The sequence below is a fragment of the Candidatus Brevundimonas colombiensis genome (assembly GCA_029202665.1).
GTDB classification, from domain to species: domain Bacteria; phylum Pseudomonadota; class Alphaproteobacteria; order Caulobacterales; family Caulobacteraceae; genus Brevundimonas; species Brevundimonas colombiensis.
The window spans coordinates 1,733,226-1,756,004 of the sequence record CP119326.1 but is presented as its reverse complement, the minus strand read 5'-3'; the positions used below and the strand labels follow the sequence as shown (position 1 = coordinate 1,756,004).

At 68.6% G+C, this 22,779-nt stretch carries 19 protein-coding genes; 6 read left to right on the top strand and 13 right to left on the bottom strand.

The genetic code is table 11. From position 1 onward, the window contains the following. The first annotated feature begins 117 nt into the window (after positions 1 to 117). Positions 118 to 3,405: a PAS domain S-box protein gene (locus tag P0Y50_08265; GenBank protein WEK38549.1), complete on the top strand. Its 3,288-nt coding sequence runs from the start codon at positions 118 to 120 to the stop codon at positions 3,403 to 3,405. Between the two features lie 62 nt (positions 3,406 to 3,467). On the opposite strand, the gene P0Y50_08260 is transcribed toward P0Y50_08265, so the two are convergent. Beyond that, positions 3,468 to 3,824 carry a DUF6481 family protein gene (locus tag P0Y50_08260; GenBank protein WEK38548.1) on the bottom strand — a complete coding sequence of 119 codons (357 nt, stop codon included), beginning with the start codon at positions 3,822 to 3,824 and terminating at the stop codon, positions 3,468 to 3,470. Positions 3,825 to 4,076: 252 nt separating this feature from the next. Further along, entirely contained in the window at positions 4,077 to 4,259 is a 183-nt protein-coding gene (locus P0Y50_08255) for a hypothetical protein (GenBank protein WEK38547.1), read from the bottom strand. A 504-nt stretch (positions 4,260 to 4,763) separates the two neighbouring features. Here P0Y50_08255 and P0Y50_08250 point away from each other — a divergent pair. After that, positions 4,764 to 5,867, top strand: coding sequence for a cell wall hydrolase (locus tag P0Y50_08250; protein ID WEK38546.1), 1,104 nt, complete (start codon positions 4,764 to 4,766; stop codon positions 5,865 to 5,867). Between the two features lie 22 nt (positions 5,868 to 5,889). Here the strand turns inward: P0Y50_08250 and nadC are convergent, their stop codons facing one another. The 4 genes from nadC to nadA are packed head-to-tail and all read right to left on the bottom strand — an operon-like array spanning position 5,890 to position 10,246. Continuing rightward, positions 5,890 to 6,747 (bottom strand): carboxylating nicotinate-nucleotide diphosphorylase, encoded by an 858-nt coding sequence (nadC, locus tag P0Y50_08245; GenBank protein ID WEK38545.1) that lies wholly within the window; start codon positions 6,745 to 6,747, stop codon positions 5,890 to 5,892. Continuing rightward, positions 6,744 to 8,264 carry an L-aspartate oxidase gene (locus P0Y50_08240; GenBank protein WEK38544.1) on the bottom strand — a complete coding sequence of 507 codons (1,521 nt, stop codon included), beginning with the start codon at positions 8,262 to 8,264 and terminating at the stop codon, positions 6,744 to 6,746. The genes nadC and P0Y50_08240 overlap by 4 nt, the downstream gene beginning before the upstream one ends. Further along, positions 8,261 to 9,112, bottom strand: a complete 852-nt coding sequence (locus tag P0Y50_08235; GenBank protein ID WEK38543.1) for a peptidase M50 — start codon at positions 9,110 to 9,112, stop codon at positions 8,261 to 8,263. The genes P0Y50_08240 and P0Y50_08235 overlap by 4 nt, the downstream gene beginning before the upstream one ends. A 54-nt stretch (positions 9,113 to 9,166) precedes the next feature. Further along, positions 9,167 to 10,246, bottom strand: coding sequence for a quinolinate synthase NadA (gene nadA / locus P0Y50_08230; protein WEK38542.1), 1,080 nt, complete (start codon positions 10,244 to 10,246; stop codon positions 9,167 to 9,169). A gap of 211 nt (positions 10,247 to 10,457) precedes the next feature. Between nadA and ilvA the strand changes: the two genes are divergently transcribed. Both ilvA and P0Y50_08220 read left to right on the top strand, forming a co-directional pair. After that, positions 10,458 to 11,984 (top strand): threonine ammonia-lyase, biosynthetic, encoded by a 1,527-nt coding sequence (gene ilvA / locus P0Y50_08225; GenBank protein ID WEK38541.1) that lies wholly within the window; start codon positions 10,458 to 10,460, stop codon positions 11,982 to 11,984. A gap of 121 nt (positions 11,985 to 12,105) precedes the next feature. Then, positions 12,106 to 13,533, top strand: coding sequence for a metallophosphoesterase family protein (locus P0Y50_08220; GenBank protein ID WEK38540.1), 1,428 nt, complete (start codon positions 12,106 to 12,108; stop codon positions 13,531 to 13,533). 52 nt (positions 13,534 to 13,585) lie between these two features. Here P0Y50_08220 and P0Y50_08215 read toward each other — a convergent pair whose 3' ends face one another. Continuing rightward, positions 13,586 to 13,987: a host attachment protein gene (locus P0Y50_08215; GenBank protein ID WEK38539.1), complete on the bottom strand. Its 402-nt coding sequence runs from the start codon at positions 13,985 to 13,987 to the stop codon at positions 13,586 to 13,588. 255 nt (positions 13,988 to 14,242) lie between these two features. Here P0Y50_08215 and P0Y50_08210 point away from each other — a divergent pair, with 255 nt between their 5' ends. Continuing rightward, the gene (locus tag P0Y50_08210) at positions 14,243 to 15,010 is read left to right on the top strand and encodes a tetratricopeptide repeat protein (protein WEK38538.1); all 768 of its coding nucleotides are present in this window, start codon (positions 14,243 to 14,245) and stop codon (positions 15,008 to 15,010) included. Here P0Y50_08210 and P0Y50_08205 read toward each other — a convergent pair. Genes P0Y50_08205 through P0Y50_08180 form a run of 6 tightly spaced genes read right to left on the bottom strand, consistent with a single transcriptional unit; the run spans position 15,007 to position 19,210 of the window. Then, positions 15,007 to 15,543, bottom strand: a complete 537-nt coding sequence (locus P0Y50_08205; protein WEK38537.1) for a methylated-DNA--[protein]-cysteine S-methyltransferase — start codon at positions 15,541 to 15,543, stop codon at positions 15,007 to 15,009. The genes P0Y50_08210 and P0Y50_08205 overlap by 4 nt on opposite strands. Further along, the gene (locus tag P0Y50_08200) at positions 15,540 to 16,661 is read right to left on the bottom strand and encodes an Ada metal-binding domain-containing protein (protein WEK38536.1); all 1,122 of its coding nucleotides are present in this window, start codon (positions 16,659 to 16,661) and stop codon (positions 15,540 to 15,542) included. Before P0Y50_08200 ends, P0Y50_08205 begins: the two co-directional genes overlap by 4 nt. A gap of 59 nt (positions 16,662 to 16,720) precedes the next feature. Beyond that, positions 16,721 to 16,930 carry a helix-turn-helix domain-containing protein gene (locus tag P0Y50_08195; protein WEK38535.1) on the bottom strand — a complete coding sequence of 70 codons (210 nt, stop codon included), beginning with the start codon at positions 16,928 to 16,930 and terminating at the stop codon, positions 16,721 to 16,723. Then, entirely contained in the window at positions 16,923 to 17,624 is a 702-nt protein-coding gene (locus tag P0Y50_08190; GenBank protein ID WEK38534.1) for a hypothetical protein, read from the bottom strand. The genes P0Y50_08195 and P0Y50_08190 overlap by 8 nt, the downstream gene beginning before the upstream one ends. 54 nt (positions 17,625 to 17,678) lie before the next feature. Further along, entirely contained in the window at positions 17,679 to 18,812 is a 1,134-nt protein-coding gene (locus P0Y50_08185; GenBank protein ID WEK38533.1) for a hypothetical protein, read from the bottom strand. Positions 18,813 to 18,838: 26 nt separating this feature from the next. Then, positions 18,839 to 19,210 carry a helix-turn-helix transcriptional regulator gene (locus P0Y50_08180; protein ID WEK38532.1) on the bottom strand — a complete coding sequence of 124 codons (372 nt, stop codon included), beginning with the start codon at positions 19,208 to 19,210 and terminating at the stop codon, positions 18,839 to 18,841. Between the two features lie 108 nt (positions 19,211 to 19,318). On the opposite strand from P0Y50_08180, the gene P0Y50_08175 reads away from it, so the two are divergent. Next, the gene (locus tag P0Y50_08175) at positions 19,319 to 22,711 is read left to right on the top strand and encodes a class I SAM-dependent DNA methyltransferase (protein WEK38531.1); all 3,393 of its coding nucleotides are present in this window, start codon (positions 19,319 to 19,321) and stop codon (positions 22,709 to 22,711) included. Positions 22,712 to 22,779: the final 68 nt, after the last annotated feature.

The following is a 22,779-nucleotide window of genomic DNA, read 5'->3' as shown; positions in this document are numbered from 1 at the left end:
CGCCCGGGCGACCACCGTTACGTCGTGCGTCGGCAGGCGCGGTTCAAGATGGGGTGGCCGGTCGCGATGCAAGGTGTAAAGCTATGTGGAGTTCGCCTGATCGAGACGGGACCGGGGATGCGAAAAACCAGGGACGACAGGGCGTCGTCGTGGCGCATGGCGGCGGCGGACAGCTGGCTGATTGGCTTGGCGCGGTTGTCGACCCCTTCCATGTTCAGCCGCCTGGTGATCGGTTTCGGGTTCGCGGCCGCAGCCCTGCTGGGTCGGGCCGCCCTGTCGACGGTCTATGGCGACGTGACCAGTTTCTCGATTCTGCTGCCGGCGATCAGCCTGGCGGCGTTGGCCGGCGGATGGACGGCCGCTCTGACGGCCTTGATCGTCTGCATCGGCGGCGGCTGGGCCATCGTGGGTTTGACCGCGACCGGTGAGGACGGCGTGCTCAACGCCATCGCGGGCGTCGCCACCGTCAACTTCGTCATGGTCGGCTTGTTCATGGCCGGGGTCAGCGCGGCCCTGCGCGGCGCTTTGCTGCGTATCAGCGAAAGCGACACCCGGTTCCGGCATCTGGCCGACACCACGCCCTCGCCCATCTGGCTGCGCAACGCCGACGGCGCGTTCGAATTCGTCAACGCCGCTGTCCTGGATCTGCACGGCTTGGACAAGGCGGACCTGGCCGACGGCGGGTGGCGCCAGGTCTTTCATCCCGACGATCTGGCCACGATCGACGCCGTGGAAGCCGAGGCCGCCAAGGACCGCAAACCCTATGCATTCGAGGCCCGCGTGCGCGGGACCGACGGCGACTGGCGATGGATGCGGGCCGTCGCACGCCCGCGGTTCGACGAACAGGGGCGGTTCCTGGGTCACACCGGCATCGCCTTTGATGTGACCGACAGCCACGAGGCGCTGGAGGCGTCGGCCCGGGCGGAACGCCGCCACGCCTTCCTGCTGGACCTCAGCGACCGGCTGCGCGACCAGACCGATCCCGACGAGATCATGGGCCAGGTCGAAAGCGCCCTGGGCGGCCTGTTGGACGCCGAACGGGTGGGCTATGGCGAGGTCGACCAGACGGCGGGCGTCGTGTCCATGACACGCGACTGGACCGCCGGCGTCGCCAGCGCCCAGGGCCAGTTCAGCCTGCACGCCTTTGGCGAGGGCCTGATCGCGGATCTGGCCGAAGGCCGCACGATCCAGATCGAGGACGTGCGCAACGACCCCCGCACAGCCGCCTTCGCCGGCGCCTTCGACGCCATCCAGACCCGCGCCCTGATCCGCGCGCCCCTGATTCGAGGCGGCCGCCTGCGCGCCTTCCTCTATGTCCACGCCTCGCAGCCGCGCGCCTGGACCGAGGCCCAGGTCAGCCTGGTCGAGGAGGTCGCCGACCGCACCTGGGCCGAGGTCGAGCGCGCCCGCGCCGAGAACGAGACCCGCGAGAGCGAGCAGCGCTTCCGCGTCATCGCCGACACCGCCCCCGTCCTGATCTGGGTGACCGGTCAGGACGCGAGGCGCAGTTTCGTAAACCAGACCTATGTCGACTTCTTCGGCGCGGGTTACGAGGCGGCGCGCGACCTGGACTGGCGCGAGGCCATCCACCCCGACGACCAGGCGCGCATCCTGGCCGAAGCCGTGGCGGGGGAGGCCTCGCACGCGCCGTTCTCGCTGGAGGCCCGCTATCGCCGACACGACGGCGAGTGGCGCTGGCTGAAGTCGTTCTCGCGCCCGCGCCTCAGCGGTTCTGAGGTGATCGGGTTTGTCGGCGTCGCCTTCGATGTGACCGAGACCCGCGCGGCCCAAGCCCGGCTGGAGGAATCCGAGAACCGTTTCCGCACCGTCGCCGACAGCGCGCCGGCCCTGATCTGGATGAGCGACGACGCCGCCCAGCTGGTCTTCGCCAATCGTCGTTACCGCACCTTCTTCGGCGTGCACGGCGAGGTTCATCTGCCCGACAGCTGGCGCGCCCTGGTGCATGCCGACGACGAGGCGGTCTTCTCGGCGGCCTTCATGCGCGCCTTCGAGGCGCGGGATCGTTTTGAGGCGCTGAGCCGGGTGCAGCATCCGTCGCTGGGCCTGCGCTGGCTGCGTACAGAGGGGGTGCCGCGCTTCGACGCCTCCGGCCTGTTCCAGGGCTATGTGGGGGCTTGTCTGGACGTCACCGACGCCAAACGGGCCGAGGACGATCTGAAGCGGATCAACGAACTGCTGGAAGAGCGGGTCGACGAAGCCTTGATCGAAAAGGCCCAGGCCGAGGCCCAGTTGATGCACGCCCAGCGGATGGAGGCGGTCGGACGGCTGACTGGCGGGGTGGCGCACGACTTCAACAACCTGCTGACCGTGGTGATCGGCGCGCTGGACATCATCCTGCGCAGTGACGATCCGGCCAAGCGCCGCAAGCTGGGCGAAGCCGCCCTGGCCGCCGCTCGCCGTGGCGAAAGCCTGACCCACCAGTTGCTGGCCTTCTCGCGGCGTCAGGCCTTGCGGCCCGAGCCCATTGACCTGAACGCCCTGATCCGCGAGGGCGAACCCCTGTGGCGTCGGGCGGTGGGCGAGACGGTGGACTTCAAGGTCAAATTGAAGCGCGGCGGCGCGCGCGCCAACGTCGATCCCGCCCAGTTCGAGGCGGCCCTGCTGAACCTGATCGTCAACGCCCGCGACGCCCTGGGCGACGTGACCGGGCCCAAGGGGCGCGGCGGCGCGCGCATCACGGTGCAGACGCGCGAGCTTCAGGTCGCGGCCGGCCAGGTCGCCGAACTGGCGCCGGGCGCCTATGTCTGCGTCGCGGTGATCGACAACGGCGAGGGGATGTCGCCCGATATCCAGGACCGGGTATTCGAGCCCTTCTTCACCACCAAGGGCGTCGGCAAGGGCACGGGCCTGGGTCTGAGCCAGGTCTATGGTTTCGCCCGCCAGTCGGGCGGCGGGGTGCAGATCGTCTCTGCGCCGGGACGGGGGGCGGAGATCCGGCTCTATCTGCCGCCCTTGTCGCCTGACGAGGCCGCCAGCGACGGCGCCCCGGTCGAGACCGACGCCAGCCGTATCGAGGGCGGCCGGCTGCTGCTGGTCGAAGACGATCCGGGCGTGGCGGCGGTGGCCCTGGAAATCCTGGAAGAGCTGGGTCTGGACGTCGATCTGGCCCAGAACGGTCAGGACGCCCTGCGCGCGCTCGAGCAGGCTGCATTCGACATGATGCTGACCGACGTGGTCATGCCGGGCGGGATGAGCGGCGTCGACCTGGCGCGCGCGGCGGCCCGATCCTGGCCCGAGATGCGGATCGCCCTGGTGTCGGGTTATGTCGGCGAGGATGTGGACGAGGTGCTGTCCGACACGCCCTGGCCGCTGCTGCGCAAACCCTATTCGTCGGACCAGCTTCGCGGTCTGCTGGAACAGCTGACGACCACGCCGGTCGCCTGACCGGAAAAGAAAAACGCGCCGCAGAGCCTGCGGCGCGTTGATCGTTCAGAAGCGGGCGATGCTTAGCGACGCGCCTTGCGGGCGGCGTAGCGGGCGTCGCGCTTGGCCTTCTGCTCTTCCTTGGTCAGTTGCTTGCGAGCCTTGCGGTCCGCGCGCTTCTCGGCGTCGATCTCTTCCTGAGCGGCCAGTTCGGCCGCCATGCGGGCGGCTTCCTTCTCGGCCTTTTCGCGACGAAGCTCGGCCTTGGCCAGTTCGTGCTGCTGGCGCAGGGCTTCCTTTTCGGCGGCGCGCTTCTCGGCCAGCTTTTCGAATTCGGGATCAGGCGCGGCGGCCTTGGGCTTGAACTTGGCGAGCAACGCCTTCTTGGCGTCCTGCTGGGCGGTAATGCGGTCGGAGAATCCGGTCTTCAGATCTTTCATGCGAAAGCGTCAGGGTTCCTTGTGAGCGGCCAGGAGCGGCCGTCGGGGGTCAGGCGGCGAAGAAAACGCGCGGCCTGAAGCGGGGCGCACAAAGCCGATATGCGAGCAAAAATCAAGGTTCGCGGCGACGAAATCGACGGCAAAGCCCGATTCAATGGGTCGCGGCGGCGCGGGCGCAACACCGCCCGAACAGAGAGGGCGCGCCCGTCGGACGGCGAGAGCCGCCTTTCCGAATGACGCGCCGCTCAGGGCTCAGCGCGGCTTCTGCGACTGGCCGACCGCGGTTCCAGCTGCGCCGCCGACGGCCGCGCCAACCGGGCCGCCGACGACGGCGCCCGCGACCGCGCCGCTGGCGGCCTTCTGTTCGATGGTGGCCCCGCAGGCGGCGAGGGCCAGGGTTCCCAGGACGGCGACGGCGGTGATGACGGTTTTCATGAGGTCTCTCTCCAAAAGCCACGCTTGAACGCCGAAAGCCGTGTCGCGGTTCCGATGGCGGATTTCAGTCACGGATCAGACGCGATGTCACATTTCAAAACCATGCAGGGACGGTTTTTTAGTCATCAACATCAAATACGCCGATTTGTGACAAAGTGAACAAATGAAGCAATACAGTATTGGCGATATCGATTGCACCTCCAACGTCCGTTTTTGGTCACATCGCAGGCGACTGCTGAAAAATACATAGACGCTTCTGTCGCTTAACCAACCGATTGCGAATCGACCACATTACCGCCATAAAGGGCTGGCTATAGGCCCGTCCTCGACGCCCGGGCCAGTGAGCCGAGCGCCGGAATTGCAGGCTGGAAAGCGACCGCCAGTGTCGCCTGGCCGGCAAGACTACCCCCGGGGGCCGCGTTTCTCGCCCTGCTGAACAGGACTACCTCGTTGTCGCATTCTTCGCAGACGCGCGCCTTTCTGCGCGCCGATCGTGTGGCCAGAATGAAGCCCATTACGGCCGCCGCAGCGATCGGCGGTCTGGTGGGTCTGGCGATCGGATGCGCCTATCTGGGCGGCACGGCGGCGCGCGCGACGACGCTGCGCGCCCAGGCCGAGCGGATACAGGGCGCGACCTCCGCCGGTTTCACCGAAGAAGCCCTTGCCGCCGCCGCAGGCGGTCTGGACGCCAGCGCCCTGACCATCGCGCGTCGGCATGATCCCTACACCAGCGCTGGGTCCGCCCAGCGCGACCGCCAGTCCGAACTGCTGGCCGCTCGTCTTGAACAGCTTCGCACCTCGGATGGTTCCAATCTTCGTCGCGCCAGCCTGACGGCGCCCGACCCCGCCCGCCCCTTCCGCATGGACCACGCGCTGGACGCCAGCCGCGATCTGGATTGCCTGACCCAGGCCGTCTATTACGAAGCGCGCGGCGAAGGCGCCGACGGCATGAAGGCCGTGGCCCAGGTGGTTCTGAACCGCGTTCGCCACCCCGCCTTCCCCAAGACTATCTGCGGCGTGGTCTTCCAGGGCGCCGCGCGCAGCAGCGGGTGCCAGTTCTCATTCACCTGTTCCGGCGCGATGCGCGGCCGGGTCAACGCCTCGGCCTGGAGCCGCGCGCGTTCGGTGGCGTCCAGCGCCCTGTCGGGGTCGGTCTTCGCCCGCGTCGGCAACGCCACCCATTTCCACACCACCCATGTCGCGCCCGGTTGGCGGTCGTCGCTGGTGCAGGTCAGCCAGGTGGGCAGCCATCTGTTCTATCGCTTCGGCGGACGTTCGGGCGGGAGCAACGCCTTCACCTACGCCGCCCATCCGTCGTCCGAGGTCGAACGTCCCCGTCTGGTTCAGGCCAGCCTGAACCCGGTGGAGACCGCCCGTCAGGCGGGGCAGGCCGTGGCCTATTCGCTGGTGCTGGCCCAAGATGGTCTCAGCGTTCCGACCGCCCACGCGGCGTCGCCCCAGGCGCGTCCGGCCAACGCGCCGACACAGACCCCGGCCCCGCCCGCCGCTCGCACGACCGGCGCCCCGGCCCCTGCCGCGCGGCCCGCCCGCCCCGCCGAGACGGCCGCCAAGGCCGAGATGGCCGAAACCGCCGCCAGCCCCGCCTGACCGGCGGCGGCGGTGGCGCGGCTCAAAGCGCGTCCAGACCGATATCCAGAACCGGCGCCGAATGGGTCAGGGCGCCGACCGAGATGACGTCCACGCCCGTCTCGGCGATGGCGCGCACCGTGGTCAGATCGACCCCGCCCGACGCCTCCAGCACGATCCGGCCGGCCACGCGACCGACCGCCGTGCGAAGATCGGCCAGGCTGAAGTTGTCCAGCATGATCACGTCAGGCGCCGCGCCTTCGTCGATCAGGGCCAGAACGGCGTCCAGCTGATCCAGGCCGTCGACCTCGACCTCCACCTTCATCAGATGCGGCGCAAAGGTCCGGGCGCGACGCACCGCCTCGGCGACCCCGCCGCAGACGGCGACGTGATTGTCCTTGATCAGAATGGCGTCATCCAGACCGAAGCGATGGTTCATGCCGCCGCCACAGGCCACGGCGTGCTTCTCCAGAGCGCGCAGGCCGGGGGTGGTCTTGCGGGTGTCGGCGATCCGCGCAGCCGTGCCCGAGACGGCCTGGACATAGGTCCGGGTCAGGGTGGCCACGCCCGACAGCCGCCCGACCAGGTTCAGCGCCGTGCGTTCGGCCGACAGGAAGGCGCGGGCGTCGGCCTCGACCACCGCGATGACCGCTCCGGGCGTCAGGGCGTCGCCGTCGTACAGGCGCTGATCGATCCGCGCCTGGGGATCGAGGGCCAGAACGGCCAGACGCACGGCGTCCACGCCCGCCAGCACGCCGAAACTGCGGCTGGCGAAGGCCGCCGTCATCCGCGCATCCTCGGGGATGCAGGCCATGGCGGTGACGTCCCCCGCCCGGCCCAGGTCCTCGGTCAGGGCCAGTCGCACGACCGGTTCGATCAGGATGTCGGGCAATCGTCTCATTCCGCCGCCTCCAGCGCCGCCGGGGTCGCCAGCCGCACGCGCGTATGTTCGGCCCGGGCGGCCGTTTCGGGGTGGTCGGCGCGGTAGTGGCCGCCACGGCTCTCGCGCCGGTCCAGCGCCGCCTGCGCGATCAGCCGCGCGGCCAGCAACGCGGCCGCCGCACCGTGCCGCGCCTCCAGATCGTCGATCAGGGCGATCAGGGTCGCCAGCCCCTCGGCCGTCCGCACCACGCCCGCGTGGGTCGTCATGGCGTCCCGCAGGTCCGCCAACGCGGCGTCCGGCAGGTCCGGCGCGATCCGGACGGGGTTGGGCCGTCCACCGCCCGTCTGGGCCGCCGCCGCCCGCCCGGCGCGACGCCCGAAGGCGGCGGCTTCCAGCAGGGAGTTCGAGGCCAGGCGGTTGGCGCCATGCACCCCGGTCGCGGCGCATTCCCCCACGGCGTAGAGGCCGGGCGCCGTCGTGCGTCCGTCCACGTCGGCGGCGATCCCGCCCATGTGATAATGGCAGGCGGCCATCACCGGAATGGGGCTAACACGCGGGTCCAGGCCGGCGCGCATACAGGCGGCGAAGACGGCCGGAAAGGCGTGGGGGAACTCGTCCCCGATGGCGGTTCGCGCATCCAGATAGGCCCCGCGCCCTTCGATGCGCGCGGCGTGAACGGCGCGGGCCACGACGTCGCGCGGCTTCAGATCGGCGTCGTCCGCCGCGCCCAGCAGGAACCGCCCCTCGCCGTCGATCAGCCGTGCGCCCTCGCCGCGCAGGGCCTCGGTGGCCAGCGGCGCCGGGTCCAGCCCCACGTCGATGGCGGTGGGATGAAACTGCACGAACTCGGGATCCATGATCTCGGCGCCCGCCAGGGCGGCCAGGGCCATCCCCTCCCCCTTCAGGGCCGAGGGCGTGGTGGTGGCGGCGAACAGGCCGCCCGCCCCCCCGGCGGCCAGAACCACCGCCGTCGCCGTGATCTCGACCCGGCGCCCCGTCGGTCCGCGCGCGATAACGGCCCCGACCACCCGGCCGTCGGCGTCCTGCGTCAGGGCCTTCAGCCGCGCGTCGTCCCAGATCGTGATCCGTTTTTCAGCCCGCACCGCCGCGACCACGGCCGACAGGATGGCCCGGCCCGCGCCGTCGCCGCCGACCCGCGCCACGCGGGGGGTGGAATGGGCGGCCTCCAGGCTGACGACGAAGCCGCCGTCCGCATCCCGGTCGAACGGGGCGCCCAGGGCGGCAAGCCATTCCACCGTCTGACGTCCCACGCCGGTCAGGGCCCGCGCCGCCGTCGCCTCGACCAGACCGGCGCCCGCCGCCTCGGTGTCCCGCGCGTGCAGTTCGGGGGAGTCGATGGCCGTCAGGGCCGCGGCCATGCCGCCCTGCGCCCAGGCCGAGGAACAGGCGTTCAGCAGCGGCTCGGGCGTGACCACCAGCACCTGCGCCCCCGCCCGCGCCGCCTCCAGCGCCGCAGACAAACCGGCCAGGCCCGCACCGACGATCAGCGGGCCGTCGTGTCGCATCCGGTTCATCGTCCAACCCCGAGATAACTCAGTCCCAGCCGCACCGCCCCGGCCGGGTCGCCCTCGGTCAGGGGCAACAGGGCGCCGATCGACGCCGCCGCGCAGATCGCCAGGGTCAGCAGATACAGGGCCAGGCTCTTGCCCGCCTCGGACCAGCTCAGCGTGCCCCAGGCCGCGCGCCAGACGCCGCGCTTCAGATGGGCGAAGACCGACAGGGCCAGGAAGACGGCCAGGATGAACCGGCCCGTGGACACGCCCCACCAGACCACGGCCACGCCGACCGCCAGCAACACCGCCTGCTCCAGCCGGGGATGCACCCGCGTCAGCACCGGCCCCAGCGCCTTGGACCCGTCCAGCGGCGGAGCGGGAACCAGGTTCACCAGATTCAGCAGGGCGATGAAGAAGGCGCCGGCCAGCCATTCGGGCTGCCTCAGAACCAGACCCACGGCGACGAAGGGAATCATGGCCAGAAGGCCGAACGCCGGCCCGGCCAGCGACACCAGAACCCCGTGCCATTCGCTCTTCGGTTCGCGCCGCGCCTTGGCCAGACCGCCCAGGAACGGGATGATGTAGATGCGCGCCGGTCCCATGCCCAGCCGGTTCATGGCCAGGGCATGCCCAGCCTCATGCACGAACAGGCCGATCAGGACGGCCCCAGCGACGACGGCGCTGCCGCTGATCCACCACAGGAAACCGCCCATCAGCGCCGTCGAGGCCAGGGCCAGTATCAGGCTCTGATCCTTATCGGCCGGCCGTTCGGCGACAGCCGGGGCGACGGCGGGTTCGGGCGTGCGGGGCGCCGCTGGCTGGGCGTCCCAGGGGCCGGGCTTGCGGGAGGGTGTGTCGATGTCGCTCATGGCGTCCAGATGGGCGTTGCGCCCGGCCCTGACGACAGGACCGAACGCCGCGCCTCAGATCAGCTCCACATCGACGTGATGGCGCGCCTTGACGATGTCGTAGCGCGCCGGAACGGCGGGCGGCGGCAGGTCGATCATCCGCTGCACCGCCAGACGCCCGCGTTCGATCATCTCCTCGGGCACCGTCACCTCGAACTGCAGGTTCACCAGACAGTCGCGGATGTTCTGGAGCGTGATCCGCTTCATGTGCGGGCACAGGTTGCAGGGGCCGACGAACTCCACGTTGGGCACGTCGCCCTTGATGTTGGACGCCATCGAACATTCGGTGATCAGCACCACCCGTTTGGGTTTGCGCTGTTCGACATAGTCGGTCATGGCCGCCGTCGATCCGGCGAAGTCGGACGCCGCCAGGATTTCCTCCGGGCATTCGGGGTGGGCCAGAACCTCGGCGTCGGGCCAGGCGTCGCGCATGTCGGCGATGTCCTGGGCGGTGAAGCGTTTGTGGACCTCGCAGTGGCCCTTCCAGGCGATGATCCCCACCGTCGTCTGGGCCGCGACATTGCGCGCCAGGAACTCGTCGGGGATCAGGATGACGCGGTCCACGCCCCATTCCCTGGCCGCCCATTCCACCACCTGCACGGCGTTGGCGCTGGTGCAGCAGATGTCGGTCTCGGCCTTCACCTCGGCGGTCGTATTGACATAGGTGATGACCGGCAGGCCCGGATAGCGCTGCTTGATCAGCCGCACGTCCGCCCCCGTGATCGAGGAGGCCAACGAACAGCCCGCGCGCAGATCGGGGATCAGCACGGTCTTCTCCGGCGACAGGATCTTGGACGTCTCGGCCATGAAGTGGACGCCTGCCTGGACGATGACCCTGGCGTCCGACCGCGCGGCCTCCTTGGCCAGGCCCAGGCTGTCACCGACATAGTCGCCGACGCCGTGGAAGATTTCCGGCGTCATATAGTTGTGGGCCAGGATCACGGCGTCGCGCTCGCGCTTCAGCCGGTTGATCTCGCTGATCAGCCGCGCCTGCTCGGGCCATTCCAGCGGCGTGACGTGGTCCCTGACCTTGGCCCACACCCCGGCGGTCTCCCGCTCCAGATCCTTCGTCAGACCGAACATGCCGTCCGCCATGACCGCCTTCTCCCTACCCTTATGCTCAGAGTTAGCATAAGCAGGATCAATGTAGGCCGATGCAGACCCCGCGCAAGAGAAAACAGACGCGGATGTGACGTGGACCACGGACGAACCCAGCCAATGGCGCAAAAACCTTGCCCAACAGTGGGGCGATCGCCTAGACGAAAGCCCGTTTCGTTTCCCACTTCAGCGTCTTTTCGATATTTCCATGCAGGACACCATCCGCCGCATCCTGACCGCCCGCGTCTATGACGTGGCCGAGGAGACGCCGCTTGATCCGTTGCGCCGTCTGTCGGCGCGACTGGATCGGTCCATCCTGTTGAAGCGCGAGGACCTGCAGCCGGTCTTCTCGTTCAAGATCCGGGGCGCCTACAACAAGATCGCCGGCCTGTCCGAAAGCGAACTGGCGCGGGGCGTCATCTGCGCCTCGGCGGGCAATCACGCGCAGGGCGTGGCCCTGGCGGCGGCGCGACGCCATACGCCCGCGACCATCGTGATGCCGACCACCACGCCGGGCATCAAGGTTGCGGCCGTGCGCGCGCTGGGCGGCGAGGTCGTGCTGCATGGCGACAGTTTCGATGAGGCCTATGCCCATGCGCGACTGCTGGAGGAGCAGACCGGGGCGGTCTTCATCCATCCGTTCGACGATCCCGACGTCATCGCCGGCCAGGGCACCGTGGGGCTGGAGATCGCCCGCCAGCACGCCGATCCGATCGAGGCAGTCTTCGTGCCCATCGGCGGCGGGGGCCTGGCCGCCGGCGTCGCCGCCATCGTCAAATTCCTGAGGCCCGAGACCCGGGTGATCGGCGTAGAGCCGGTCGACGCACCGACGATGAAATCCGCCCTGGACGCCGGTCAAGTCGTGACGCTGAACGAGGTCGGCCTGTTCGCCGACGGCGTGGCCGTGCGCCGGGCGGGCGAACGGACGTTCGACCTGTGCAAGACCCTGCTGGACGAGATCGTGCTGGTCGATACCGACGCCATCTGCGCGGCGATCAAGGACATCTTCGACGACAGCCGTGCCATCGCCGAACCGTCCGGCGCCGTGGCCCTGGCCGGTCTGAAGGCCTGGGCGGCCGCCAATCCCGGCCCCGATTTCAGAAAGGGATCTCTGATCGCGATCAATTCGGGCGCCAACGTCAACTTCGACCGGCTGCGTCATGTCGCCGAACGGGCCGAGATCGGCGAGGGCGCCGAGGCCCTGCTGGCCGTGGCGATGAAAGACGACCGCGACGACTATCGCCGCTTCCTGGACAGTCTGGACGGCCGGGCGGTGACCGAGTTCAACTATCGCTGGTCCGGCGACGGTCAGGCCCAGATCTTCGTCGGGGTGGCGCTGAGAAACGGCCCGCACGAGCGCGACGACCTGATCGCCGCCCTGCGATCAGGCGGCTATGCCGTCGAGGACATGAGCGACAACGAGACGGCCAAGCTGCACGTCCGCTACATGGTGGGCGGCCGCACCGTGGGCCTGCCGCACGAACGCATCCTGCGCTTCCAGTTCCCTGAACGGCCCGGCGCCTTCCTGCGCTTTTTGAACAGCCTGCAACCCGCCTGGGCCCTGACCTTGTTCCACTATCGCAACCATGGCGACGATGTGGGTCGGGTGCTGGCCGGGATCAGCGTGCCGCCGCAGGATCAGGATCGCCTGGCCGCCGCCCTGGCGGACCTGGGCTATCCCTACGTCGAGGAGACCGACAATCCCGCCTGCCGCCTGTTTCTGGACGGCGTCTGAGGAACGGGCGGCGACGATCCGTCGCATGGGGACGGAGCGATCATGACGAAACCGTCGCATCTTCGTCGCCGACTCGACACGCGACGCCCCTAGCTGGCCTCGGATCGATCGGGGGACCGCCATGCGACTGTTTTCGACCATCGCGCTTTGCGCGCTCATCGGCGCGGGCGCCGCCCAGGCCCAGATCGTCGCGCCGCCCGATCCCGATCCCCTGCCCCCGCCCGCCCAGGCGCCGAACGGCCGCTACGCCGCCAAGGGCTGGGCCGACCGGATCGTGCTGTCGCCCGGCGCCGACGCCGCGCGCGCGATGGCCGTCGCCTGGCGCACCGACACGCGCCAGACCCGCGCGGAAGCCCAGATCGCCCTGGATATCGCCGGCCCCCTGCTGGGCCATGCGGCCCGAACGGTGACGGGGGAAACCCTCGCCGCTACGGCCGAGAACGGGCCCGCCCATCACCACCACATCCGCTTCACCGACCTGACGCCGGGCGCCCGCTATGTCTATCGGGTGAAGGCGGCCGACGGCTGGTCGGAATGGCTGCCCTTCACCACCGCCAAGGCCGAGCCTGCGCCGTTCCGCTTCCTCTATTTCGGCGACACCCAGAACGACATTCTGGAGATCGGATCGCGCGTCATTCGCCAGGCCTTCCTGTCGTCCGGCCCGGTCGCCCTGGCGGTCCATGCGGGCGACCAGGTGGCCCAGCGCGAGACCAAGGTGAACGACGACGAATACGGCGAATGGACCCAGGCGGGCGGCTACGCCTTCGCCATGATCCCCCAGGCGGTCGCCGCCGGAAATCACGAGTATCGCGACGCCATCGCCGCTGACGGCTCCGAGACCCGCGAGCTGGGACCGGGCTGGACGCCCCACCACGCCCTGCCCGCCAATGGCGCGGCTGGCGCCGAGGCGACCTCCTATGTCTTCGACTATCAGGGCGCGCGGTTCGTGGTGCTGGACGGCACCTCGGCCATCGACCTGGGCACGCTGGACAGCCAGACCGCCTGGCTGGAGCGGGTGCTGACCGAGAATACGGCCCGCTGGACCATCGTCCTGATGCACCAGCCGATCTTCACCTGCGCGCGGCCGAACGACACCGCCGCCCTGAAGACGGCCTGGAAGCCAATCTTCGAACGCCACAAAGTCGATCTGGTCCTGCAAGGCCATGATCACTGTTACGCCCGCGTTTCCAATGATGCCGGAGCGGCCGCGTCTCGCGCGGCGTCCGATGCGGGACAGCCGGTCGGGCCGGTCTATCTGGTCTCGGTGACGGGGTCCAAGATGTACGGGCTGAACGACCGCGCCGACACCCAGCCGGTGCGCGCCGCCGAAAACACCGAACTCTATCAGGTCATCGACGTCGCCGACGACCATATCGCCTTCCAGGCCTTCACCGCCGACGGCGGTCTCTATGACGCCTTCACCCTGCAGCGAGGGGCGGACGGTCGCAATCGACTGGTCGAGACGGATCGGCCGCTGGTCGCCGCCCGTCGCTGCGACGGCGCGATGGGGCCGGACGACGGCCCCTGCACCGCAGAGATCAAGGACTGACGACAAAAAAGGGGGCGCTTGCGGCGCCCCCCTTTATGCATCGGCTTCAGCCTCACGCCTTGGCGATGGCCGTCGCGATCTGGTCGGTGGAATGGCCGGTCAGGTCCTTGGCGATCTCGCCGACCAGCTTGCTCTGCAAATCCTTGTGCCAATGTTTTCGCAGTTCGCCCAGGGTCTTGGGCGCGGCGATCACCAGCAGTTCGTCGGTCTTGTTGGTGACCGACCATTTGTTCAGCACCTCGGCCACGCCCATGGCGAACCCGTCCTCCGCCTGGGTGTCGTTGTCGGGATTGGCCTCATTGGAACGGCGTCCCGCCGAGCCGGAGACACGGTCGGCGATGGGCGGATTCTCCAGCGGGACTAGGGTGATGTCCGATCCGTTCGTGTTCTTGAACAGGGCCAGTTTCTCGCCGTCCACCACGGCCACCAGCGCGCCATTGGAAAGTTTCATCATCGGTTCTCCAGTCTCTTTCGGGTTGGAGATAACGAACCCAGGCCCATGCCGTTGCCTGACGGCGAAGAGGCCCGATGTCGCGGACGCGTCGTCGAAAAAGGCCATGAGCGGCGCCGCTCCGCTCCACGCGCTGAACACCCGCCGCGCAGGATGGGCTCGCAACCGCCCCCAGGTTGTGGTTAGGCTTCACCCGGTCTGGGGGAGTAGATCGCGATGTTGAAAATTCTGGCTGCGGCCTTGGCGATATCGACGGCCGTGCTGACGACGAGCCCGACGCTGGCGCGCCCATCCGCCGCCGTCGCCGCCGCGCCGCAGATGTCGCGACAGGAACGCCAGGACCACGACCTGTTCGTGCGGGCCAACACCGAGTTTCAGCGCCAGGGCTATCCGGCCCTCGCCCGCCGCCTTCCCGCTCTGCGCCAGGCGCTGGATCGCATGCCGGCCGATTACGGACAGGCGTTCGAGCAGGACGGTCAGACTGTCGTTCGACTGACCGATCCGGGCGATGTGCTGGTCAGCATGGTCGCCGTGTCCGCCGCCGCGAAGGGCGGAGAGGCCAAGGGCGCGACGGCCATGCCGAACGTCTATGGCGACATCGCCCTGATGCTCGCCTCCGAAGCGGTCGAGGCGCGTCGTTATGAGGAGGGCATCGCCTATCTGGATCGCGTTCTGAAGGTTCAGCCCAAGAACTGGCTGTTGCTGGTCGAAAAGGCGGCCGCCTTGCAGGGACTGGCCCGGTGGGACGACGCTCTGACCTTGGCGGACGCGGCCCTGGCCGACGATGATCTGCTGATGACCCTGCATCGCGGGCCGTTTCATCGCCGCCGGGGGTTCAGCCTGATCGAACTGGGTCGGCTGGACGAGGCCAAGGCCGCCTATGACGCCGCGCTGGCGATCGACCCGGACGACGCCAACGCCAAACGCGAGCTGGAGTATATTTCACAGCTGAAGGCCGGGGCGGCGCCCACCCCGCCCCAGGTGGTCGCACCCCTGTCCCCGGTCCCGCCGCCTCCGACCCGCTAAAGCAGCCGGCCGGCCGCCTCGTGCGCCAGCAGCCAGCGTTTGCGCTCCAGGCCGCCCGCATAGCCGGTCAGGGTTCCGTTGGCGCCGATGACCCGGTGGCAGGGCACGATGACGCCGACGGGGTTTGCGCCGTTCGCCAGGCCGACCGCCCGCACCGCCTTGGGCGCGCCGATGGCGGCGGCCAGTTGGCCATAGGTGCGCGTCTCGCCTGGGGGGATGTCGCGAAGGGCCCGCCAGACCGCGCGCTGAAACACGGTGCCGCCGGTGCGGACCTCAAGTCCGTCGAAGGCGGTCAGGTCGCCGCCGAACCAGGCGGCCACGGCGTCGCGCACCAGCTGCGGCGCCCGGCCTTCGCTCAACGCAACCGCGCCATAGTGCCGGTTCAGCAAGCGCCGCAGCCGGGGCTCATAGTCGTGGAAATCCAGTGCGCGAACCGCGCTGTCCGCGTCGGTCACGACCAGCACCTCGCCGACCGGCGAAGCGATCCGGTCCAGGGTCAGCGTCAAGGCAGGGGCCGTCTCTTGCGGGGTCATTTCGCCATTCCTTCACTCAAGGTCCAATAGAGGGCGCCATAGGCTCGCCACGGCCGCCATTGCTCCGCGCGCGCCAGCAGATCGCCGTCGGTCGTCGTCAGCCGGTCGCTGGGTGCATCCTCGCCCGTGTCAATCCAGTCGCCCGCCGGTCTCAGCCCCGGCCGCGCCTGCAGCGCCGCTTTGAGCCGGGGATCGGCCGACAGGTCGCGCGTGATCGCCTCGGGATCGGCGGCCAGGTCGAACACGCGCCGTATGCGGGCCAGGACGCCCGGCAAGGCCTTCAGCTCGCCGATCCGCGCCTGGACCGCGGCCTTGCCCTCGGCGGCCGGACGGACAGTCACTGATCCGTCCGTGCCGTCCACCGCCGCGCGCAGTCGTCGCGTCCAAACACCGTCGGCCACCGTTTCGTCCTCTGCGTCGCGCGTCGCCAGCGCGTCCATCATGGCCGGCCAGTCGTAGGGCGGGCGATAGGCCAGGCCGATCCTGATCGTTCCGCCCGCCTCGCCGCCGACTTCGCCGTCAAACTTGCGACGCCGCAGATCCGACGGCGCGCGTCCATACAGGGCCTGAAACGTCTCATTGAAGCGCCGCACGCTGCCGAAGCCCGCCGCCAGCGCCACATCGGCCATGGACAGATCGGTCTCGTGGATCAGCTGTTTGGCCAGAAGCACGCGCCGTGTCTGGGCCACGCTGACCGGGGCGGCGCCCAGATGCTGGCGGAACAGACGGCGCAACTGACGTTCGCCCAGACCCAGGCGTCCGGCCAGGGCCTCCGTGTCGCCCGTGTCCAGCGCCCCCGCCTCGATCAGGGCCAGCGCCCGGCTGACCGTGTTGGAGGTTCCGCGCCAGGCGCCGCCGCGCGCGGTCTCGCCCCGCCAGCCCGCGAAATCGGGGGCCGTTTCGGGCCGGCAGCGCAAACAGGCCCTGAGGTTCGCCGCCTCCGCCGCCGCCGCCGTGCGGTGGAAGACCACGTTCTCGCGCTTGGGTGTTCGCGCCGGGCAGACCGGACGGCAGTAGATGCCGGTCGAGACGACGCCGGTGAAGAAGCGCCCGTCGAAACGGGCGTCCCTCGCCACCACCGCGCGCCAGCAGGCGTCCTGATCCAGACCTGTGTCCATAGGAGGCAGGATGCCCCGCCCCGCGCGTCATGTCTCGCGGTTTTCGGACATGGATCGGATCAGTCCTTCAGGAAGAACAGCGCCTCCACCGTGGTCTCCAGCGCCCGCGCCAGATCCAGAGCCAAAAGAGTGGAGGGAATGAAGACCCCGTTCTCCACCGTATTGATAGTCTTGCGCGAGACCCCGGCCTTGTCGGCCAGCGCCTGTTGCGTCAGGCCAGCGGCGGTGCGGACGTCCTTCAGCCGCGACCCCAGGCGCGGATCACCCATCGCGGCCGGCCTCCCTGTCCAGCCAGGCGAAGCGCAAACCCGCCGTGGCGCCGCCCAGCGCCAGCACATAGGGCAGCGCCATCACCCCGTAGTCGGCCCGCCACAGCCCAAGGCCGAGCGCCATCGTGATCCCGCCCATCAACACGACGAAGGCCAGGATCATCGAACGCGCCCGCATGACCTGGGTCAGTTCGTCCTCCAGCAGGCGGCGGTTGCGTCGGGCATGCAGGTCCCAACCCATGACCAAAACCGGGATCAGCCAGCCGTACAGGACGGGCAACACAATCTGCACATAGGCGCCCAGGTTGTGATCACCGCCCAGCACCCGCTGCATCCCCATCTGCGCCTGAGCCATGAACATCAGCAGCACCAGGGGGAAGACCACCAGTTGGCGCGTCCGTTCGCGTTGCAGCTTTTCGCGACGGACGCTGTCGCGACTGGCGGCCGGATCGACCGGCCTTCCCGGCCGGCCCCACCACATCGCAAGCCCTCCCAGCACAATGAAGGCCAGGCCCATGCCCGCCGCGACTCCGGCGATCGTCGCCCGGTCGCCGTCGGTTCCGTTCACCAAGGCGAACCCCGTCCCGCCGATCAGGCCCAAGGCGCCGATGAGAGCCAGGGCGACGCCGGCCCACCAGCATCGCCCTCGCTCCGTCGTCACCCGCCGCACGGCGTTCGCTTCGTCATTGGTCATCGCAACCTCCTCAAGTCACCTTGAGGTTACATATCACCTATAGGTTACACGGCGTCAAGCCGTCTTCGACTCGGCACCGACGATCAGACGCGCCGACGCCCCGACGATGCGCGCCACCTCGACCGCAAAGGCCCAGACCACGACCACCATCAATAGGGTCGCCAGGCCGCCGACGTGATCGCCATCGCGCTCGAACAGCAGCCTCACCCTCTGGTAGAAGTCCGTCGCCGTGCCGACCCAGATCACCGGGGACAGGGTCGACCAGAACCAGATCCACAGCACGCCCCAGGCGGCGGCCAGACCGAACAAAATATCGCCCGCCGCCGTCAGCCGCACATTCCCGCCAGAAACCGCGCGCATCAGGTCGAAACCGATGCGGCACACAGCGAACAGGATGACGGGCCAGTAGGCGGCGGCGAACATCTGGCCCAGGATGCGGCCATAGTTCACGCCGTCCACGACGCCGGCCCATTCCTCCGGCTGGATCGGCCGAATCTGAAGCAGGCCCGTCCACCACAGCAGCAAGACCGACCAGCCGATAGCGCTGGCCACGGCGCGCGCGACAGGCGACATCTGGGCGCCCTTGCGAACCTCGCGACCCGATTTCGACGGGTGTTCGCGCCCCCGGCTGAACCATTCGCCCCTGGCGATCCGTTCGCTGGTCCAGCGCTCCGGGTCGAAGTCGCCGCCCAATTCGAACACGCCCAGATCCTTGACCCGCCAGTTGGCGATGAAGTCGGGTTTCTTCTCCTGTCGTTCCAGGAAGAAACCGGCGAGCGTCAGCAGACCGATCACGGTGACGGCGCCGCTGAACAGGCTGGCGAAGGCCTGGCCCACAGCCTGTCCCACATAGACATCCCCGACCAGCACCCGGACCGCCAGACCGACCAGGGTGACGCAGGCCATGACGACCAGACCGACCTTTGCCCCGAACAGCCACCACGGATAGAGCGTCGGCCCGATCAGCGCCTGCGGCCCGGGGCGATAGCGGGCCGCCACGCTCAACGGATGCCCCACCTCGCGCAGCAGGGCCTCGATTTCGCCGTCCGTTGGCGCGCGCCCCAACCGCGCTTCCAAGGCCTCCAGCCGCCCCATGATCTCGTCGCGCAACTCCGCCACGATGTCCTCGCGAACAGCCTTGGGCAGCTGCGCCGCCACGGCGTTCAAATAGCGTTCCACCAGGTCCATCCCTGTCCCTCCTCCGATCCCGTTCTTCACAGCATTTTCTCCAGCGAGGCCGACAGAGCCCGCCATTCCGCCGCCAGCCGCGCCAGCATCGCTTCGCCACGCGGCGACAGACGGTAGAACCGCTTCTTGCGCCGCTCTTCCTCGCGCCACTCGCTGTCCAGCAAACCCTGGCTCTCCAGCCGACGCAGCAGCGGATACAGGGTGCTCTCCTCCATCTCGACCCCCGCCTCGCCCAGCGCGACCCGCAGCGAATAGCCGTATTGTTCGCGCCTCAGGCTGGCCAACACGGCCAGGATCAACGACCCCCGCCGCAGTTCCAGCCGCAAGCTCTCGAACAGCAGCGCCTCTTCATTCTGGCCCAAAATCACGCCCCGGATGCCATATAGTGTACGATACACAGTGTATGCGACATACTGTACGACCCTGTCAAGGACGGACGGCCCAACCTGCGATCTTGCAAATACTATTTCTACGTGTGTTATTGCATCATCGCACGCGGGGGCTGCATGAATATCGACGCCTTCATTGCGTTCTGGGCGAATACGGAAGGCGGCGCCGAACGCGCCAATACCGCGCCCTATATTCTGGGGCTGCTGCGGGCGCTGGGTTTGCCGCCGCCCGACCCGGCCGGGGCGACCACGCTGCACAACGACTATGTGTTCGAGCGCGCCGTGCGTCCCAGCTTCCATTCGGGCCACCCCAAACGCATCGACCTCTACAAGCGCGGCTGCTTCCTGATGGAGGCGAAACAGTCGCGCCTGTGCGGCACATCGAAGCTGTCGCCGTTCGGGGATTTGCCCAACCCTTCCCCGCTGTCGCACGGCCCCGGCTGGGACACCCTGATCCGGAATGCGCGCGCTCAGGCGTTCGCCTATGTGTCGATGTTGCCGGCCGATCATGTCGCACCGCCCTTCGTCATCATCTGCGACGTGGCGCATTCATTCGAAGTCTGGGCGGATTTTTCCGGCACGGGTCGGGGCTATGCCCCCTTTCCCGATCGCCTGGGCCATCGGTTCACCCACGCCGATCTGGCCAGACCTGAAATTCAGGCCAGGCTGCGCGCCATCTGGACCGACCCGCACAGTCTGGACCCCGCGCGGATCGCCGCCGTCGTCACCCGTGAGATCGCCGACGAACTGAGCGTCATCTCGCGGCGACTGGAGCAGCAGGGGGTTTCGGCCCAGGATGCGGCCCATTTTCTGATGCGGTGCATCTTCACCATCTTCATCGCCGACGTCGATCTGATCCCCAAACCCAGGCTGGTCGAGATGCTGGAGGGCTGCGTCCGTTCTCCAGCGCGTTTCGCCCCGATGATGGAGGATATGTGGACCCGCTTCGATCAGCCGGCCAGGCCCAAGAGGTTCTACTCGGGTTTCGGGGACTATCTGCCCCACATCAATGGCAACCTGTTCGCGGATTCGCGCGCCTTTCCTCTGGGCGCGCCGGAGATTCGCCGCCTGATCCTGGCCGCCTCCAAAGATTGGAAGGATGTCGAGCCCGCCATTTTCGGCAGCCTGCTTGAGCACGCGCTGGAGCCGACCGAACGCCGCCGGCTGGGCGCCCACTACACCCCGCGCCGCTTCGTCGAACATATGGTCGAGCTAACGGTGATGGAGGTGCTGCGCGCCGACTGGTCACAGGTTCAGCAAAGCGTCGAAATGGCCTGTGACGAAGGCGATGCGCGCGGCGCCGTGCGACTGGTCAAGACCTTCCACCAGACCCTGTGCCGGACGCGCGTGCTGGACCCGGCCTGCGGCACCGGCAACTTCCTGTACGTCGCATTGGAACAGATGAAAAAGCTGGAGGGCGAAGTCCTGCAGACGCTGCTGGACCTGGGCCAATCGGACACCTTGGCCCTGGATACGGTGGATCCGCATCAGTTCCTGGGGCTGGAGTTGAACCCGCGCGCCGCGGCCATCGCCGATGTCGTGCTATGGATCGGTTTTCTGCAGCAGCATTACCGCAACCACACAGGTCACCCGTCCCAACCCATCCTGAAGGCGCACGGCAACATAAGATGCACCGACGCCGCGTTGGATTGGGATGGCGCCCCGGCGGTGGTGACCGGCTATCACGACGGCGCGCCGGTTCAGCTGTGGCCCAATCCCCGACCGGCGACATGGCCCGAGGCGGAATTCATCGTCGGCAACCCGCCCTTCATTGGCGGCAAGGACCTGCGCTCCCGACTGGACCCGGGCTATGCCGAAGCCTTGTGGGCGGCGCATCCGCGCATGAACGAAAGCGCCGATCTGGTCATGTATTGGTGGGATCAGGCCGCCGACATCCTGACGCGGCCCGGCGCGACGCTGCGTCGCTTCGGCTTCGTCACCACCAACTCGATCACCCAGGTGTTCCAGCGCCGCACCGTCGAGCGCTGGCTCGACGGCCCTCGCCCGCTCAGCCTGATCCATGCAGCGCCGGACCACCCCTGGACCAAGGCCAGCCGCGACAGCGCCGCCGTCCGCATCGCCATGACCGTTGTTCAGGCCGGCCGTCACGACGGCACGCTGCTGACGCGGGTATCCGAGTCCGCGCTGGATACGGATGAACCCGTCATCGAACTGGCCGTCTGCTCCGGCCGCATCAATGCGGACCTGACCATCGGCGTCGATGTCACCAAGGCCCTGGCGCTGAAGGCGTCGTCCGGCCTTTGCTCGCCGGGCGTCAAACTGCATGGCTCCGGCTTCATCGTCACCAAGCCCCTCGCCATTTCGCTCGGCCTTGGACGCCGCCCCGGGCTGGAACGTCACATCCGCCCCTATCGCAACGGCCGCGACCTGACCGGGCGATCTCGCGACGCCTGGGTGCTGGACTTCTTCGGCCTGACGGCGGACGACCTGCGCCTGCACTTCCCAGAGGCCTATCAGCATGTGGTCGAACAGGTGAAAGAGCTGCGCGACGACCAGGGCGTCCTTGTTGGTCGCGACGCCAACCGCCGCGCCTGCTACCGCGACAACTGGTGGACGTTCGGAGAACCGAGGTCCGATTTCAGGCCCGCGATCGAAGGCCTTCACCGCTACATCGCCACGGTCGAAACCGCCAAGCACCGGGTGTTCCAGTTCCTCGACGCCGAGATTCTGCCCGACAACAAGCTGATCGCCTTCGCCCTCGATGACGCCGCCGATCTGGCCATACTCAGCTCCCGGACGCATACGGCCTGGTATCTGGCCAATGCGGGCAAGCTTGGCGTCTATGACCGTGACGCCGTCTATGTGAAATCCCGTTGCTTCGACCCCTTCCCTTTCCCGCCCCGCGACGAGACCATGCGCCAGCGCCTGCGCGAGGCGGGCGAAGCCCTGGACGCCCACCGCCGCGCCGTCCTCGCCGATCATCCCGACCTGACCCTGACCGGCCTCTACAACTGTCTGGAGCAGGTTCGGTCCGGCGTTCCGCTCGACGCCAAGGCCGAAGACGTGAAACAGCGGGGCCTGATCCTCATCCTGCGCGACCTGCATGACGTCGTCGATCGTCTGACCCTCGGCGCCTACGGCTGGCCGGACACCCTGACCGAGGCGCAGACCGTCGCCCATCTGGTCGCTCTGAACGACGAACGCGCTGCCGAGGAACGAAATGGCCGTGTCCGCTGGCTGCGTCCCGCCTATCAACAGCCGCGCAGCGGACTGGCCCCGGCGCAGGCCCGCTCGCTGTCGCTGGTGCCGCTGGCCGCCCAGACCAAACGCGCCCGCCCGGCCTTTCCCAAGGACCGGTACGAGCAGCCGCTGGCCATACAGGCCGCCCTTCAAACCATCGGCCCCGTCGCCCCGCCCGAACTCGCCCTCCGGTTCAGCGGCGGCTCCCGGCTGGAGCCGCGCATCACGCGCGTCCTGGCGACGCTGCACCGCTATGGCCATGTGGAGCGTCTGCCCGACGGACGCTGGATCACATCCCGCGCCGCCTGACGCATCCTGGCCGCAACCGTCTTCGGCGCGGCGCGCTATGGCGTCGTCCCACCCCGCGCACTAAGTTC

Coding starts and splice junctions, on each gene's coding strand:
- P0Y50_08265 (WEK38549.1), top strand. CDS start 118: ATGCGAAAAACCAGGGACGACAGGGCGTCGTCGTGGCGCATGGCGGCG.
- P0Y50_08260 (WEK38548.1), bottom strand. CDS start 3,824: ATGAAAGATCTGAAGACCGGATTCTCCGACCGCATTACCGCCCAGCAG.
- P0Y50_08255 (WEK38547.1), bottom strand. CDS start 4,259: ATGAAAACCGTCATCACCGCCGTCGCCGTCCTGGGAACCCTGGCCCTC.
- P0Y50_08250 (WEK38546.1), top strand. CDS start 4,764: ATGAAGCCCATTACGGCCGCCGCAGCGATCGGCGGTCTGGTGGGTCTG.
- nadC (WEK38545.1), bottom strand. CDS start 6,747: ATGAGACGATTGCCCGACATCCTGATCGAACCGGTCGTGCGACTGGCC.
- P0Y50_08240 (WEK38544.1), bottom strand. CDS start 8,264: ATGAACCGGATGCGACACGACGGCCCGCTGATCGTCGGTGCGGGCCTG.
- P0Y50_08235 (WEK38543.1), bottom strand. CDS start 9,112: ATGAGCGACATCGACACACCCTCCCGCAAGCCCGGCCCCTGGGACGCC.
- nadA (WEK38542.1), bottom strand. CDS start 10,246: ATGGCGGACGGCATGTTCGGTCTGACGAAGGATCTGGAGCGGGAGACC.
- ilvA (WEK38541.1), top strand. CDS start 10,458: ATGCAGGACACCATCCGCCGCATCCTGACCGCCCGCGTCTATGACGTG.
- P0Y50_08220 (WEK38540.1), top strand. CDS start 12,106: ATGCGACTGTTTTCGACCATCGCGCTTTGCGCGCTCATCGGCGCGGGC.
- P0Y50_08215 (WEK38539.1), bottom strand. CDS start 13,987: ATGATGAAACTTTCCAATGGCGCGCTGGTGGCCGTGGTGGACGGCGAG.
- P0Y50_08205 (WEK38537.1), bottom strand. CDS start 15,543: ATGACCCCGCAAGAGACGGCCCCTGCCTTGACGCTGACCCTGGACCGG.
- P0Y50_08200 (WEK38536.1), bottom strand. CDS start 16,661: ATGGACACAGGTCTGGATCAGGACGCCTGCTGGCGCGCGGTGGTGGCG.
- P0Y50_08195 (WEK38535.1), bottom strand. CDS start 16,930: ATGGGTGATCCGCGCCTGGGGTCGCGGCTGAAGGACGTCCGCACCGCC.
- P0Y50_08190 (WEK38534.1), bottom strand. CDS start 17,624: ATGACCAATGACGAAGCGAACGCCGTGCGGCGGGTGACGACGGAGCGA.
- P0Y50_08185 (WEK38533.1), bottom strand. CDS start 18,812: ATGGACCTGGTGGAACGCTATTTGAACGCCGTGGCGGCGCAGCTGCCC.
- P0Y50_08175 (WEK38531.1), top strand. CDS start 19,319: ATGAATATCGACGCCTTCATTGCGTTCTGGGCGAATACGGAAGGCGGC.